The 15,279-nt window shown below is 68.3% G+C and carries 15 protein-coding genes; 7 read left to right on the top strand and 8 right to left on the bottom strand.

Annotated elements, in window-relative coordinates:
- The first annotated feature begins 19 nt into the window (after positions 1 to 19).
- From ACFQ4E_RS13680 to ACFQ4E_RS13670, 3 genes are all read left to right on the top strand, one after another.
- Positions 20 to 1,279, top strand: a complete 1,260-nt coding sequence (locus tag ACFQ4E_RS13680) for a vWA domain-containing protein (RefSeq protein WP_386804477.1) — start codon at positions 20 to 22, stop codon at positions 1,277 to 1,279.
- Positions 1,280 to 1,396: 117 nt separating this feature from the next.
- Positions 1,397 to 3,517 (top strand): OmpA family protein, encoded by a 2,121-nt coding sequence (locus ACFQ4E_RS13675; protein ID WP_386804475.1) that lies wholly within the window; start codon positions 1,397 to 1,399, stop codon positions 3,515 to 3,517.
- A 163-nt stretch (positions 3,518 to 3,680) separates the two neighbouring features.
- Positions 3,681 to 4,280, top strand: coding sequence for a DUF4174 domain-containing protein (locus tag ACFQ4E_RS13670; protein WP_386804474.1), 600 nt, complete (start codon positions 3,681 to 3,683; stop codon positions 4,278 to 4,280).
- 3 nt (positions 4,281 to 4,283) lie between these two features.
- On the opposite strand, the gene purL is transcribed toward ACFQ4E_RS13670, so the two are convergent.
- Entirely contained in the window at positions 4,284 to 6,443 is a 2,160-nt protein-coding gene (gene purL, locus ACFQ4E_RS13665) for a phosphoribosylformylglycinamidine synthase subunit PurL (protein WP_386804472.1), read from the bottom strand.
- A 195-nt stretch (positions 6,444 to 6,638) separates the two neighbouring features.
- Here purL and ACFQ4E_RS13660 point away from each other — a divergent pair, with 195 nt between their 5' ends.
- Entirely contained in the window at positions 6,639 to 7,127 is a 489-nt protein-coding gene (locus tag ACFQ4E_RS13660; RefSeq protein WP_386804470.1) for a GFA family protein, read from the top strand.
- 29 nt (positions 7,128 to 7,156) lie between these two features.
- On the opposite strand, the gene ACFQ4E_RS13655 is transcribed toward ACFQ4E_RS13660, so the two are convergent.
- From ACFQ4E_RS13655 to ACFQ4E_RS13645, 3 genes are all read right to left on the bottom strand, one after another.
- Positions 7,157 to 7,708 carry a DUF6151 family protein gene (locus ACFQ4E_RS13655; RefSeq protein WP_386804468.1) on the bottom strand — a complete coding sequence of 184 codons (552 nt, stop codon included), beginning with the start codon at positions 7,706 to 7,708 and terminating at the stop codon, positions 7,157 to 7,159.
- Positions 7,709 to 7,745: 37 nt separating this feature from the next.
- The gene (locus ACFQ4E_RS13650) at positions 7,746 to 8,003 is read right to left on the bottom strand and encodes a hypothetical protein (protein WP_386804466.1); all 258 of its coding nucleotides are present in this window, start codon (positions 8,001 to 8,003) and stop codon (positions 7,746 to 7,748) included.
- A gap of 147 nt (positions 8,004 to 8,150) precedes the next feature.
- The gene (locus ACFQ4E_RS13645; protein WP_386804464.1) at positions 8,151 to 8,378 is read right to left on the bottom strand and encodes a DUF1127 domain-containing protein; all 228 of its coding nucleotides are present in this window, start codon (positions 8,376 to 8,378) and stop codon (positions 8,151 to 8,153) included.
- Positions 8,379 to 8,475: 97 nt separating this feature from the next.
- On the opposite strand from ACFQ4E_RS13645, the gene ACFQ4E_RS13640 reads away from it, so the two are divergent.
- The 3 genes from ACFQ4E_RS13640 to rpsI all read left to right on the top strand — a co-directional run bounded on the left by ACFQ4E_RS13640 (position 8,476) and on the right by rpsI (position 11,040).
- The gene (locus ACFQ4E_RS13640; RefSeq protein WP_386804462.1) at positions 8,476 to 9,888 is read left to right on the top strand and encodes an aminotransferase-like domain-containing protein; all 1,413 of its coding nucleotides are present in this window, start codon (positions 8,476 to 8,478) and stop codon (positions 9,886 to 9,888) included.
- A 197-nt stretch (positions 9,889 to 10,085) separates the two neighbouring features.
- Entirely contained in the window at positions 10,086 to 10,550 is a 465-nt protein-coding gene (gene rplM / locus ACFQ4E_RS13635; RefSeq protein WP_386804460.1) for a 50S ribosomal protein L13, read from the top strand.
- 1 nt (position 10,551) lies between these two features.
- On the top strand, positions 10,552 to 11,040 hold the full coding sequence (gene rpsI / locus ACFQ4E_RS13630) for a 30S ribosomal protein S9 (RefSeq protein WP_386804458.1): 489 nt from the start codon (positions 10,552 to 10,554) through the stop codon (positions 11,038 to 11,040).
- 270 nt (positions 11,041 to 11,310) lie between these two features.
- Here the strand turns inward: rpsI and ACFQ4E_RS13625 are convergent, their stop codons facing one another.
- The 4 genes from ACFQ4E_RS13625 to ACFQ4E_RS13610 are packed head-to-tail and all read right to left on the bottom strand — an operon-like array spanning position 11,311 to position 15,235.
- Complete coding sequence (locus tag ACFQ4E_RS13625; protein ID WP_386804456.1) at positions 11,311 to 12,909, bottom strand: ATP-dependent DNA ligase; 1,599 nt, start codon at positions 12,907 to 12,909, stop codon at positions 11,311 to 11,313.
- A complete protein-coding gene (locus ACFQ4E_RS13620) occupies positions 12,906 to 13,928 on the bottom strand; it encodes a ligase-associated DNA damage response exonuclease (RefSeq protein ID WP_386804455.1) in 1,023 nt (340 codons plus the stop codon). Before ACFQ4E_RS13620 ends, ACFQ4E_RS13625 begins: the two co-directional genes overlap by 4 nt.
- Before the next feature lie 48 nt (positions 13,929 to 13,976).
- The gene (locus ACFQ4E_RS13615; RefSeq protein WP_386804453.1) at positions 13,977 to 14,942 is read right to left on the bottom strand and encodes an alpha/beta fold hydrolase; all 966 of its coding nucleotides are present in this window, start codon (positions 14,940 to 14,942) and stop codon (positions 13,977 to 13,979) included.
- Positions 14,942 to 15,235, bottom strand: coding sequence for an SCP2 sterol-binding domain-containing protein (locus ACFQ4E_RS13610; RefSeq protein WP_386804451.1), 294 nt, complete (start codon positions 15,233 to 15,235; stop codon positions 14,942 to 14,944). Before ACFQ4E_RS13610 ends, ACFQ4E_RS13615 begins: the two co-directional genes overlap by 1 nt.
- Between the last annotated feature and the right edge of the window lie 44 nt (positions 15,236 to 15,279).

Below are 15,279 nucleotides of genomic sequence, written 5' to 3'. Positions count from 1 at the left end.
TCTGGGCTGGGGTCGCGGCATGGCTGAATACGCTCCGATCGAGTTGCCGGACAATCCGCGGCTGGCGCAGAACATCACGCATTTCGCGCGCGCGCTTCGCCGGGCGGGCCTGCCCGTGGGCACGGGCCGGGTGATCGACGCCATCCGTGCGGTCGAGGCGGCGGGCTTCACCGAGAAGCGGGATTTCTTCTGGGTGCTGCATGCCTGTTTCGTGTCGCGCCCCGAGCATCGCGCCACCTTCGCGCAGATCTTCCGGCTCTACTGGCGCGATCCCCGCTATCTCGAGCACATGATGTCGATGATGCTGCCGGCCATCCGCGGCGTCCAGGAAGAACGCGTCGCGCAATCGGCCGAGAAGCGCGCGGCCGAAGCGCTTCTCGACGGGATGGCGCCGGAGATGCCCGAGCAGGAGGAGCGCGAGGACGACGAGGTCAGGATCGAGATCGATGCCAGCCAGACCGTCTCGGAGGAGGAGCGGCTGCGCAGTCTCGATTTCGAGCAGATGTCGACCTCCGAGATCGCCGAGGCCAAGCGCATGCTGGCGCGCCTGAAGCTCCCGGTGAAGCCGATCCCGACCCGGCGCGGCATGGCCGCGCTCCGGGGCGCGCGCGCCGACTGGCGGCGGACCATCCGGGCGGCAATGCGCCAAGGCGGCGAGATCCGGAGCATCGCGCGCCAGACGCCGCGGCCGCGCTGGCCGAACCTCGTGGTGCTTTGCGACATCTCCGGGTCGATGTCGCAATATTCGCGCATGGTCCTGCATTTCCTTCATGCCGTCGCCAACGAGAAGGGCGCGGGCTGGGCGAAGGTCCATGCCTTCACCTTCGGCACCCGGCTCACCAACATCACCCGCCATCTCGCCACCCGCGATGTCGACCAGGCGCTGAAATCCGCGGGCGCCGAGGCGCAGGACTGGGAGGGAGGCACACGCATCGGGTCGTCTCTGCATGTCTTCAACCGCGACTGGTCGCGCCGCGTGATGGGGCAGGGGGCGGTGGTGCTTCTGATCACCGACGGGCTCGACCGCGACACATCCGGCGATCTCGAACGCGAGATGGAGCGGCTGCATCTCTCCGCGCGGCGGCTGATCTGGCTCAACCCGCTTCTGCGCTGGGACGGGTTCGCGCCCAAGGCCGCGGGCATCCGCGCGATGCTGCCGCATGTCGACAGTTTCCGCGCCGGGCATTCCATCGCCTCGCTCGAAGCCCTCGCGGCAGCGATCTCCACCCCCGAGGACATGGGCGAGAAGGTCCGGCTCATGCGCCTCATCGAGGACTGACCGGCAAAGTTTCGCCTGTGTCTCGCCTTTTCGCGGGAACTTACCCACCTGTCCCGCGCGTTGTGCCGCACACATGCTGCCGGACAGGGTAGCGCATAACCGCGTTGAGGTACTCAGATGACGTCCCGAATCTTGAAATCGACCACCGCTCTGGTGTTGGCCGCGAGCCTTGTTGTGCCGCAGCCGCTGCTCGCTCAGGGCAATGGCAACGGGAAAGACGGTCAGGGCAATGGCAAAGGCGCCAATGCCGAGATGCAGCTCGACAAGCTGTTCGCCAAGCTCGAGCTCGATGCCGCCGACCTGTCGAAGGACGAAGTGATCGAGGAACTGCGCGCGATGCGCGAGACCGCCAAGAATGACGGCCGGGCCAAGCGGATCGACCGCGCCATCGCGCTTCTCGAAAGCGACGAGGGCGATGCGGCACTGGCCGCTGCGAAGTCCGCGGACGCGGCAAGCGACGCGGTCGCCGACGCGCTTCCGCAGGGCGAGATGGAGGTCGCGACCGCCGAGGAAGCCGCCGAGCCGATGCAGGAGGGTGACGCAGAGGTCACCGAGGCGTCGCAGGCCGAGCCCGAAGCGCAGGCCGAGGCCAATGCCGCGCCCGAGGCCGACGCCAATGCGAACGCGCAAGGCAACGCCAATGCAAACGCGCAAGGCAACGCTGATGCGAACGCGCAGGGCAACGCCGAGGTCGCTGCCAATGCCGATGCCAATGCCAATGCCGAAGCCTCCGCCGAGGCGGCGCCTGAGGCCGAGTCCGCGCCCGAGTCCGAGATGGTCTCGGTCGACGAGGCCGAGAACGATCCCAATATGGTCGAGGCCGAGCCCGAGCAGGCCACCGGCAATGAGCGCTCCGCCGAGCGGGCCAATGAGAACAGCCAGGTTGCCGACGACGCCGCGGCTTTGGAAGAGGCGCTGAGCGCCGAGGGTGCTGCGGGCGGCGCTGCCGTCGACGGTGCAGCCGCCGGGTCCGGCGCTGCAGCCGGTGCCGCCGGTGGAGCCGCCGTCGGCGCCGCGACCGGCGAGGCGCAGGCCGACAATGAGCAGGTGATCGAAGAGACCGCCTCGGCAGGCTCCGAGGCGACGCCCGAGCCCGAGCCCATGAACAGCGAAGAGCAGGCGGCCGTCGAGGCCGAGGCCGACGCCGCCGCCGCGGCCTCTGCCGCCGCGACCGCCGATCCGGAAACCGCCGATGCTCAGGTCGTGACCGAAACCGTGACCGAAGAGAACTCGCGCTCCTCCTCCGAGGAGTTCGACACCAGCATCAAGGACGCCCAAAAGAACCGGAAGTCCAAGGCCAACCGCGAGACCGCCGACAATAATGACGATGGCGGTGACGGCGGCGATATCGGCCGTGCCCTGACCGGTGCGGCTCTGGCCGGGCTCGGCGCCATCGCGCTCAACCAGATTCTGCGCGGCGACGAGCAGGTGGTGGCCGATACCGGCGACCGTGTCGTGGTCGAGCGTGACGGCCAGTATCGCGTTCTGCGCAACGACGACGCGCTTCTCGCCCAGCCGGGCTCGAACGTGACGACCTACCGCTTCGATGACGGCTCGACCCGCACCGTGGTCGTCCGCGAAGACGGCACCGAAATCGTCACCATCCGCGCCGCCGATGGCCGGGTTCTGCGCCGCACGCGCACCATCCCCGGTGGCGAAACGGTCGTGCTTTTCGACGACACGCAGGCCGCTCAGGAGGTCGTGGTCAACGAACTGCCGCAAACGAACGAGACCAACCGGCAGGCGATGAACTTCCGCGAACTGGACAGCGAGGCGCTGGCCGCGGCCCTTGCCCAGCAGGAGCCCGAGGCGGTGAACCGCCGCTTCTCGCTCGGCCAGATCCGCAATATCGACGCGGTGCGCCAGTTGGTTCCGGAAATCAACGTAGACACGATCAACTTCCAGACCGACTCGGCGGTGATCCGTCCCGAAGAGGCGGAAGAGCTGTCGGCCCTCGGCCGGACGCTGCGCGCGATGATCGAGGAGAACCCCGCCGAAGTGTTCCTCATCGAGGGCCACACCGACGCGACGGGCGCCTATAGCTACAACCTGGCGCTCTCCGACCGCCGTGCGGAGTCGGTGGCGCTGGCGCTGACCGAGTATTTCGACGTGCCGCCGGAAAACATGGTGGTGCAGGGCTATGGCGAGAGCGATCTCCTGATCGAGACCTCGGACAGCGAGCGCGCCAACCGCCGCGCCGCCGTGCGCCGGATCACGCCGCTCCTGCAAGGCAGCTGAGGCAGACCTCACCCACGGACCGCGACCGACGCCCCCGGAGACATCTCCGGGGGCGTTTTCGCGTGGCAAGCGGCGATCTCTTGCCGAGACCTGTCGCGCGGCGCGGACCTTCCACGCCCGCCGCGCGTTGATCCCGCAGAGCCCATTCTGCCGGAGACCTCCGATGCCCGATCTCGATCTCGACGATTTTCTCGACCGCCTCAGCCGCCGTCTGCACCTGCGCGAGCCCACCCATTTCGAGCGGGTCCGCGAAAGCCCCTACCTGCCCGCCGCGGGCGCCGCCCTCGCCGTGGGCGCGACCGTCGTGGTCGGTCTCTTCCTCTGGCGCAGCTTCGCCCATGCCGAGGGCAGCGGCCGCCCGATCACGCTGATCCCGGAGCGCGGATCGGAGAGCCTGGAGAATGACGGGGTCTTCGCCGATCTCGACCCCGAGACCCGCAGCCTTGTCGGTCTGAAATGGGAAAACCGCCCCGTGGTGATCTTTGCGCCGTCGCGCGCGCATCCGGGCTATGGCAAGCAGCGGAAGATCCTCGAAGAGGTCCGCGACGGACTGATCGACCGCGACATCGTGGTTCTGAGCGACACCGATCCGGCGCAGGAGGGCGCGCTGCGCGACCGCTACGGCGCGCATGAGTTCGAGGTTCTGCTGATCGGCAAGGATGGCGCGATCAAGCTGCGCCGGACCGAGCCGGTCTCGGCGCAGGAGTTGTTCGAAACGATCGACGCGATGCCGATGCGGCAGCGCGAGATGAAGGACGGCTGACGCTCAGGCGACCTTGTCCGCGAAGGCCCCGCGCCAGAGCGCGACGAGGTCCCCAAGAGGCGCGGCGGCGCCCCCCATCGTGAAGCTGTCGCCGCCGAAGCTGCCGACGCGCGTCACCGGAACACCCGCGGAGCTCGCGGCGGCCTCGAGCGCTGCCGCGCCCTCCTCGGAACAGGCCACGAGATAGCGGGCTTGGTCCTCGCCGAAGAGCGTCGGGACATCGCCGGGCGCGAGCGTCAGGCCAAGACCCGAGGCCTCAGCCATCTCGAACCCCGCAAGCGCGAGCCCGCCATCGGCCAGATCAGTCGCCGCCCGTACATGCGCGCGGTTGTCCCTGAGGAAGGTGCCGTTGCGCTTTTCCGCATCGAGATCGACCGCCGGGGCGTCGCCATCCTCGCGGCCCAGAACCTCCGCCAGCAGCGCCGATTGGCCAAGGTGTCCTTGCGTCTCGCCGATCACCAGCGCCACGTCTCCGGCCTCGGGCGGGCCGAGGATCGCCGTCTCACCGGCCGCGATCAGTCCCACCGCGCCGATGGTCGGCGTGGGCAGGATCGCGCTGCCGTCGGTCTCGTTGTAGAGCGACACGTTGCCGGACACGATCGGCATGTCGAGCGCCGCGCAGGCCGCGCCGATGCCTTTGATCGCGCCCACGAACTGGCCCATGATCGCGGGCTTCTCGGGGTTGCCGAAATTGAGGTTGTCCGTCGTCGCCAGGGGTTTGGCACCCACCGCCGAGAGGTTGCGATAGGCTTCGGCCACCGCCTGCTTGCCGCCTTCCTCGGGGTTGGCGCGGACATAGCGCGGCGTCACGTCCGAGGTGAAGGCCAGCTTCTTGTCGCTGCCGTCGACGCGGATCACGCCCGCGCCGAAGCCCGGCTGGCGCACCGTGTCGGCCATCACCTGGCTGTCATACTGGTCGTAGACCCAGGCGCGCGAGCAGTAGTTCGGCGCCGCGAGAAGCGTCTTCAGCGCCTCCATCGCGTCGATCTCGGGCAGATCGCCCAAGGGTTCGGCGGCGGGGGTCTGCTCCCAAGGACGGTCGTATTCGGGCGCATTGCCCGAGAGCGCCTTGAGCGGCAGGTCGGCCTTCACCTCGCCATTATGGACGATCAGGAAGCGGTCCTCGGCGATGGTCTCGCCGACGATGGCGAAATCCAGATCCCATTTCTCGAACACGGCGCGGGCCGCGTCCTCGCGCGCCGGGTCCAGCACCATGAGCATCCGCTCCTGGCTTTCCGACAGCATCATCTCGTAGGCGGTCATGCCCTCTTCGCGGCAGGGAACCTTTTCCAGATCGAGCCGGACGCCCAGCTCGCCCTTGTCGCCCATCTCGACCGCCGAACAGGTCAGGCCCGCGGCACCCATGTCCTGGATCGAGATCACCGCGCCGGTCTGCATCAGCTCGAGGCAGGCCTCCATCAGCCGCTTCTCGGTGAACGGATCGCCCACCTGCACCGTGGGGCGCTTTTCCTCGATGGTCTCGTCGAACTCGGCCGAGGCCATGGTCGCGCCGCCGACACCGTCGCGACCGGTCTTGGCGCCGAGATAGACCACCGGACGCCCGACGCCCGAGGCCGCCGAGTAGAAGATCTTGTCCGCATCCGCGAGCCCCGCGGCAAAGGCGTTCACGAGGCAGTTGCCGTTATAGGCCGCGTGGAAGCGCACCTCGCCGCCGACCGTCGGCACGCCGAAGGCGTTGCCGTAGCCGCCGACACCCTCGACCACGCCATGGACCAGCGTGCGGGTCCGGGGATGATCGGGCGTGCCGAACGACAGCGCGTTCATCGCCGCCACGGGCCGCGCACCCATGGTGAAGACATCGCGCAGGATGCCGCCGACGCCGGTCGCCGCACCCTGGTAGGGCTCGATATAGGAGGGGTGGTTGTGGCTCTCCATCTTGAAGACCACCGCCTGGCCGTCGCCGATATCGACGACACCGGCGTTCTCGCCCGGGCCGCAGATCACCTGCGGGCCGGTCGTTGGCAGGGTCCGCAGCCACTTCTTGGAACTCTTGTACGAGCAATGCTCGTTCCACATCGCCGAGAAGATGCCCAGCTCGGTGAATGTCGGCTCGCGGCCGATGATGTCGAGAATGCGCTGGTACTCGTCGGGCTTGATTCCGTGCGCCTCGATCAGCTCGGGCGTGATGGCCGGGTCCTGCATCGTGAAGCTCCCCTGGGACGTCGCGCGCTCTTTAGGTCAGGTAAGCCCGGAGGGGAAGGGGGCAGGGCGCTCTCGTGGGGCCTCGAGCACCCGCGCTGCCTGTGAAAGGCGCTCCGGGGCACGATCGGTGGCCAGATCCGGCCCGATGCGGATAGGCTTTGCGGCACACATCTGATCGGGAAGGGAGGGTGCGAGATGACCGAGGGACTTACGGGGCGCTGTCTGTGCGGCGCGGTCGCCTACCAGACCACAGGCGATCCGCTATGGGTGACGATCTGCCATTGCCGCTTCTGCCAGCGCGCGACCGGCTCGGACCGGATGATCGAGCCGATCTTCGAGCGCGACGCCTATGAGATCACGCGCGGATCGCCCGCGGTTTTCACTCTGCCCTCCGAGGGCAGTGGGCAGGACGTGCATGTGCAGTTCTGCGCCGCCTGCGGCACCAAGCTGGCCCTCACCTTCGCGCGCTGGCCGGACAGGCTGGGGCTCTATATCGGCACGCTCGACGACCCGGGCGCCATCGCGGTCACGCGTGAGAACAGCAAGCACATCTTCACCGGCGAGGCCCGTCCCGGCACCATCCTGCCGCCCGGCGTGCCGACCTACGAGTGCCACGTGGCCGAAGCAGACGGGACGCCCTGCGAACCGGTGGTGCATGAGGCGCCCTTCGTGGTGGGCGGCTGAGGCCTCGGTCTCCTGGCCTTACTGCGCCCTCACGGCGCGCCAGCCGCCTGCCGGGTGGCGCGGTCGAGCTGCTCGACGGGGCGCACCGGCTGGCCGTCTTCAAAAAACGGCGAGGCCGTTTCACCCCGGGCCCGCGCCATCGCGCCCCGCAAGAGCACGCCCCAGGCCACGCGCGCCATGCCGCGCTGGCGGACTTTCGTCTTCGCCGTCTCGGTGAACGCGAAATTCCGGCAGCGTCCGAACTGCGTGTCGCCCGGAGGCAGGATCACCCCGACGAAGGGCAGGGCCGGGCTGCCCAAGGTGTTGGCCATCGGCGTCCCGCAGCAGCCCGCGTACCAGCGCAGCACGCCCTTTTTCGACAGCCGAAATGCCTTGAGGGACGTCTCGCCCTTGGTGATCCGCAGCGCGCGCGGCAGGGTCTGGCGGATGAGCGTGCCGCCTGCCTTGTCCAGCCAGTCGGAGGCGCCGACATGGGTCGCGGCGGCTTGGCACCAAGGGCAGTAACAGGTGACCTGCGTGCCGGGCACGCCCGGGTCGACCTGCCATGCCATCGTGCCGCAGCGGCAGGAAAATTCGGTCATGGTTCCTCCAAATGTCTTTTGCGTCCCGCGCCCCGGCTCAGCGTCCGAGCCGCAGGATCAGCGCCAATGTCAGGCCCGGCGCGGCATAGGCCAGCGCCATGCCGGCCCAATCGGGCAGGTCGAGAAGGGTGTCGATCGCCACGAGGCCCAGGGACCACGGCATCCCGACAAAGATGAGCCAGACCGCCGCAAGCCCGTCCGGCTGGGTCCCGAAGAGCCCCTGCGTGCCGATGAGCGCCAGGGCCGCCGAGGCCAGCCAGGCCAGGGCAAAAAGACCTGCCCCCCAATGCCGCATCTCCGCTCCTTGCCAGCTTCTGTCCCCTCACTCTGCGCATAAAGCCATGACGAGATGACGAACCCAAGTCCGATCCCGATGGTGAGATCCCAGAAAAAAGGGCCGTCCGAAGACGGCCCAGAGGAAGAGGTCCGGTGCGGGCAGGGATTACCCGCGCCAGAACGCACGCCGGGATTCGCCGAAGGCCTCCCGCCGGGTGACGCCGATGTCGTTCAGCAGATGGTCGTCGAGATCGCGCAGCTGATGCCGGGTTCGGCGGCGCATCGACCAGATCTGGATCGCCGCTGCCAGTTTTACCGCCAGTGCCGCCGCCGGGACGAGGCGGGGCTCCGCGCCAAGGAGGGCGAGATGCGGGTTCTGGAGGGCGGGTGACATCGGGATATCCTTTCCGAATTGTATTGACACAATGCAGCGATGTGCTGCATGTAAATCGATACAAAGAAGCTATCCCCTGATCCACAGAAACATTGTCATGGATACAATTTCAGAACGCTTCGCCGCGGCTCCCGGGCCGAAATACCGCGCGCTGGCGACAGCGCTCAAAGAGGCCATCGCCGCGGGCGAGTTGACCCCCGGCGACCGTCTGCCGCCGGTGCGCGAGCTCGCCTGGACGCTGTCGATCACTCCGGGCACCGCGGCGCGCGCCTACACGATCCTGACCGATGCGGGCCGCCTGACCGCCGAGGTCGGCCGCGGCACCTTCGTCGCCGCGACGACGCGGCAACCGCCTGGACGCCCCGCGCTCCTGCCCGAGCCGCGCTGGCCGCAGCGCGCCGTCAGCGAAGAGACCGAGCAAGTCTCTCTCTTCTCACCGAAATTGCCGGACATGGGCCAGAGTGACCTGATCCGCGACGCCTTCGCCCGGCTCGCAAGCAGCCCGCCCGAGCGGCTCCTGAACTACCCCTCGCGACCCGCCTTCACCCCGGCGCGCGAAGCCGTGCTGGGGTGGCTCCGCGGCACGCCGCTCGGACCGGTGGACCAGCAGGATCTCGTCCTGTCCCATGGCGGCCAGAACGGCATCAGCCTCGTCATGCAGGCCGTGCTTCGCGGACCGAAGCCGGTGGTGCTGGTCGAAGAGCTGTCCTATCCCGGCTTCCGCCGCGCCGCCGAACTTCTCCGCGCCGAGGTCGTCTCCGTCCCGATGGATGCGCGCGGCATCGACCCCGAGGCGCTCGACCGGATCGCGGCGCAGAGCAGCGCGCAGCTCCTTTGTACCTCTCCCGAGGTGCACAATCCGACCGGCATCTTCACCGCCCTCGAGCGCCGCGAGGCCATCGCCGAGATCGCCCGCCGCCGCGGCTTCCATATCATGGAGGACGATTGCTATCGCACCGGGCGCAGCCACGAGCGCAGCTACCGCGCGCTTCTGCCCGAGCAGGGCTGGTACGTCTCCTCGATCTCCAAGCTCCTGACCCCGGCCCTCAGGATCGGCTTCGTCGTCGCGCCGAAGCCCTGGACCTCCGAGCTGCGCCGCGTCGCGGAATACGGCTTCTTTGGCATCGCCCAGCCGCTCGCCGATCTGGTGGCCGACATCCTGCCGCGCGCCGAAACGCTCGAGATCGCCGAGCGGGTGCGGCTGCGCGTCGCCGATTACGTCCGCGCCGCGGTCAATGCGCTCGGGCGCCACGATCTGATCTGGCGCGAGGACATGCCCTATCTTTGGCTGCGCCTTCCCGACGGCTGGCGAGCGGGTGCTTTCGTGCAGGCCGCCGAGGCGGTCGGCGTGCAGCTCCGCGCCGCCGACGAATTCGCGCTGCGCGACGGGCGCGCCCCGCACGCGGTCCGCATGGGCATCAACGCGCAGGTCGCGCTGGAAAGCTTCGAGGCGGCGATGGGCCGTCTGCGCGATCTCCTCGACAACCCGCCGGATCGGATCGCGGTCTGAGAAAACGATTGTTGCGATGGGGTATTTATATACCTATTTTTTAAACCATTGATTTGGCTTGATTAATACCGGCAAGCCCCGCTTGACTGGCCCCCGGCGATCTCTATAACCCGCCCATCGGATCACGCCGGTCCGGGACAAGTGTCCGGATGCGGCAGAACTACACGAACACCAACTCGAACCCAGGGGATTCCCCAATGAAAACCTTTTCTGCGACCCCGGCAGACATCGAGAAGAAATGGATCGTGGTCGACGCCGAGGGCGTCGTTCTCGGCCGTCTCGCCTCGATCGTCGCCACGCGGCTCCGCGGCAAGCACAAGCCCAGCTTCACGCCCCACATGGACATGGGCGACAATGTCATCATCATCAACGCCGACAAGGTGCAGATGACCGGCAAGAAGCGCGAAGAGAACTTCTACTGGCACACCGGCCATCCCGGCGGGATCAAGTCGCGCACCAAGGCGCAGATCCTCGAGGGCGCGCATCCCGAGCGCGTGGTCTTCCAGGCGGTCAAGCGCATGCTCCCGGGCAACCGCCTGTCGCGCAAGCAGCTGACCAACCTGCGCATCTATGCCGGCGGCGAGCATCCGCACGAGGCCCAGAGCCCCGAAGCGCTCGACGTCAAGTCGATGAACTCCAAGAACACCCGGACGGCGAAGTAACATGGCTGAGCAGATCAACTCCCTCGAAGAACTGGGCCAGGCCGCGGGCGTCGAGACCGTTGCCGTGGAACCCGAAACCTCGCGTGACCCGGTCCGCGACGAGCTGGGCCGCTCCTACGCGACCGGCAAGCGCAAGGACGCGACCGCCCGCGTGTGGATCAAGCCGGGCTCCGGCAAGGTCACCGTGAACGGCAAGGAAATGGCCGCCTATTTCGCGCGCCCCGTGCTGCAGATGATCCTGCGCCAGCCCTTCTCGGTGGCCGGCGTCGAGGACCAGTTCGACGTCATGGCGACCGTCAAGGGCGGCGGCCTCTCGGGCCAGGCCGGCGCGGTCAAGCACGGCATCTCCAAGGCACTCCAGCTCTACGATCCGTCGCTCCGCGGCGCGCTCAAGGCAGCAGGCTTCCTGACCCGCGACAGCCGCGTGGTCGAGCGAAAGAAGTACGGCAAGCGCAAGGCGCGCCGGAGCTTCCAGTTCTCGAAGCGCTGATCCAAATATCGGATCGACTGTTCAGGCGGGGCCCTCCGGGGCCCCGTTTTTTGTGGCGCGCTCGCCCGGCGATCGGCCCCGCGGCAGTCGTGGGGATGCGTATTTGGAAAAAGAAGAAGCCAAGGGCGCGCGCCCGGACCCGCGCGCCGTCGTTTGGCCAGAGGCGGGTCCGACCGCGCCGTGAGCGCGCCGCCCCCCACGGTCCGCTTGTTTTCATGTTTCTCCTTTTCCGAAAATACGCGGCAAGACGCCCGCCACGCTGAGCACCGCTCAGCCATAGGCGGCGAGCATGGCCTTCAGGTCGTCGAGCGTGTTGGCCTCTGAGACCGGCTTGTCGTGGCGCCAGCGGGACATCCTCGGGAAGCGTAGCGCCACGCCGGATTTGTGGCGTGGGCTCTTCTGGATGCCTTCGAAGGCGATCTCGAAGACATGTTCCGGCGTCACCTGCCGCACCGGACCGAAGCGCTGCAGGGTGTTCTTTCGCACCCAGGCGGTGATCTGGCGGAACTCTGCGTCCGTCAGTCCGGAATAGGCCTTGGTGAAAGGCACCAGCGCCTCTCCGTCGCGCACCGCAAAGGTGAAATCGGTGAAGAGATTGGCGCGGCGGCCATGGCCCTGCTGGGCGTAGATCATCACCGCGTCGATGGTCAGCGGATCGAGCTTCCATTTCCACCAGTCGCCGACCTTTCGTCCGACGCCATAGGCCGAGCTCCGGCGTTTCAGCATCACCCCTTCGGCGCGCTGGTCGCGGGCGGTGGCGCGGGTGGCGGTGAGCGCGTCCCATCCCTCGAAGTCGATCAGCGGCGAGGGGCGGAGCGGCGCTTCGGGGGGCAGGCCCGCCAGGAGCGCCTCCATCCGGGCAAGGCGCTCAGCCATCGGCTGCTGGCGCAGATCCGCGCCGCCCTCTTCCAGAAGATCGTAGGCCACGAGGATCACCGGCGCCTCGCTCAAAAGCTTTTTCGGCACCGTCTTCCGCCCGATCCGGCTCTGCAGCGTGTTGAAGGGCAGGGGCATGGCGCTCGCGTGGTCCCAGGCGAGGATCTCGCCGTCAAGAACCGTGCCATCGGGCAGGAAATCGAGCGCGCGGGCCAGTTCGGGAAAGCGGTCGGTCATCAGTTCTTCGCCGCGTGACCAGACATGGTGCGCGCCGCCCCGCAGCACCAGCTGCCCCCGGATGCCGTCCCATTTCCACTCCGCCTGCCACTCCTCGGGCGCGCCTAGGCTCTCGGGCGGATCGTCGAGCTGGTAGGCGAGGTAGAACGGGTAGGGCCGCGAGGCCTCGGCCTCGGGATCGCGCGCCTCGATCAGGCCGTGATAGCTGATCGTGTCGGGCGTCCAGCTGCCCATCAGCTTGTGCGCGAGGCTGGCCTCGTCCTGATCGGTCGCCTGCGCCAGCGCCCGGGTCATCAGCTTGCGACTGACGCCGATGCGGAAGCCTCCGGTGATGAGCTTGTTGAAAAGGAAGCGCTCGGTCGGGCCGAGCCTATCCCAGGCCGCGAGGATGCGGTCGCGGCGTTCTTCGGGCTGCAGCGCGGCCAGCGCGCGCAACTCGCCGATCCAGTAGCTCAGGCTCTCGTTCGAGCTCTCCTCTGCGGGCGGCAGGATAAGCGCGATGGTCTCGGCCAGGTCGCCGACGATGGGATAGGATTCCTCCAGAAGCCAGAGCGGCACGCCGGCTCGCTCGGCGGCCCATTCGCGCAGCTGCGTAGTCGTGACCGCGCGTTTCGGGCGGCGGCCGGAGAAGAGCGCGATGGTCCAGAGCTTGTCGTCGTCCGGCGCGTCGCGGAAATAGGCGGCCAGCGCCGCGGTCTTGGCCGAGGTTCGGGTGGTCTGATCGACCGCGGTGAAGAGCTCGGCGAAGCGTTTCACGATCCCACCTCCGCAGCGCTCGCGGCCTCGGGCTCGTCCTCCTCGCCGCCGAACTCGGTCGGCACCACCTTTGCGTCCCAGCCTTCCGAGGCGAGCCAGCGCGCGAAAATCTCGGTGTAGCCATGGGTCACGAAGACCCGCTCGGCCTGCGTCTCGCGGATCGCCTGCACCAGCCCGTCCCAGTCGGCATGGTCCGAGAGCACGAAGCCGCGATCCGCCGCGCGCCTGCGCCTGACGCCGCGCAGGCGCATCCAGCCCGAGGCGAAGGCCTGCGAGCTGGGTCCGAGCTTCCGCGCCCAGGGCGTGCCCAGAGCCGAGGGCGGCGCGATCACCAGCGCGCCCGGGTGATCGGCGATTTTCGTGTCGCCGGTGACCTGAAGGGTCTCCGGCAGATCGTAGCCCTGCGCCCGCAGCACCGCGTTCGTGCCCTCGACCGCGCCATGGGTCAGGATCGGGCCGATCCCGGGCTCCAGCATCGCCATGAGCCGCTGCGCCTTGCCGAGGCTGTAGGCGCCAAGGATCGCGGTCCGCCCGTCGGAAGCCGCCCCGCGCCACCACTCGTTCAGCTCCGCCGCGACCTCGGACTGGGGCCGCCATTTGAAGACCGGCAGGCCGAAGGTGCATTCCGAGATGAAGGCGTGGCAGGTCACCGGCTCGAAGGGCTCCGACAGCCCGTCGGGCGTGACCTTGTAATCGCCCGAGACCACCCAGACCTCGCCCGCCACCTCGACCCGGATCTGCGCCGAGCCGGGGATGTGCCCGGCGGGATGGAAGGAGACGCTGGCATCGCCGATCCGAAGCCTCTCGCCGTAGCCGATGCCCTCGGCGTCGATCTCGCCCAGCCGGTGGCGCATCACCGGCTGGGCGGCGTGGGTGGCGAGATAGCGCCGATGCCCCCAGCGCGCGTGATCGGCATGACCATGGGTGATGAGCGCCCGGTCGACGGGGCGCCAGGGGTCGATGTGGAAATCGCCCGCGGGGCAGTAGATGCCGCGCTCGGTGAAGGTCAGCACGTCCATGCGCCAGACCTAGGGGCGGGGAGGGCGCGAACCAGTCCCCGCGCGCTCTCAGGCGCGTGCGGCCTCTTCGTCCCGGTGCTGCGTTCCGCGGAAATGGGCGACGATTTCCGAGAGGACCTCGGCGCGGGTCTTGGGGTCGTCCATCAGCACCTCGTGCTCGCCGCCATCTACATGGACCAGCCGTCCGCCGGGCCAGCGCGCCATGCGCGTCTCGATCCGCGCGGTGTCGACGATGCGTTCGTTGGTGCCGAGGAAGGTCAGGCAGGGCAGGTCGGGCGCGGGGAGCTGCGCCAGCTCGCGACATTCGACCAGCGCCTCGTTCAGCCAGCGCAGCGACGGCCCGCCGAGCGCCAGTTCCGGCACCTCGGTGACCTGGCGGCGCATATAGGCGTACATCTCGGTGTCGCGGGTCAGGAGGTTGCTCTCGAAGCTTTCGGTGACGACGTAGCTTTCCGGCTTCGTGCCGGGCGCGGTCAGGTGACCAAGGCCGAAGCGCGCGCCCGACCAGCTGAGCGCCCAGGCGGCGGGGCGCATGGCGGTCGAGATCGAGATGCCCCACATCGGGCCGGTGAAGACCGCCGAGGCGACCTCGAGCCCCTCGGTCAGCGCCCGCAGGCCGATGCAGCCGCCCATGGAATGCGCCAGAAGATGCCAGGGACGGGGCAGGCCAAGCTCCTCGGCGGCGGCCACGGCGGCGGCGACGTCGCGCTGGTAATCGGCGAAGAGATCGACATGACCGGTGCGCGCATCCGGCAACAGCCGGTCGGACAGCCCCTGTCCGCGCCAGTCGACGGCCATAACGGAAAAGCCCGCCGCGGTCAGATCCGCGGCGGTGCGCCCGTATTTCTCGACATATTCGGTGCGCCCCGGAAACAGCAGCACCGTGCCTTCCGGGCTCTCGGCCTCTGCAATCGCCAGCCGGATGCGCTTGCCGTCATCGGTTCGGGCCCAGACCGCGCGGGTCTCGGGCGGCGCCTCGGCCAGCGCGGCGTGGAAGGGCGCCTCTTCGAGCATCAGGCCAGGAGCGCGGCGAGTTTCATCGCCAGCCCCATGTCGCCGTCGATGGAGAGCTTGCCCGACATGAAGGCCGAGGTCGGGTTCAGATCGCCCTCGAACATCTGGCGGAACACGTCCGGCTCGGCCGAAAGGGTGACATCCGCATCGCCATCGCCCTCGCGCGCGCCGTTCTGGTCGAGGATGAAGCTGCCTTCGCCTTCGAGGTCGAACTTGGCCGTGCCGCCTTCGATGCCCTCGCCGCCAAGCTTCTCGTTCAGCGCCTTGATCGCTTCCTGGGTATACTCGCTCATCGCTCTTGCCTTCCCTTCGGGATCTCTTTCGTGATCGGGCGCTC

It is taken from the genome of Litorisediminicola beolgyonensis (genome assembly GCF_042679605.1).
Classification (GTDB): Bacteria; Pseudomonadota; Alphaproteobacteria; order Rhodobacterales; family Rhodobacteraceae; genus Litorisediminicola; species Litorisediminicola beolgyonensis.
The sequence above is the reverse complement of the archived record's forward strand: the minus strand, read 5'-3'. Positions and strand labels throughout refer to the sequence as shown.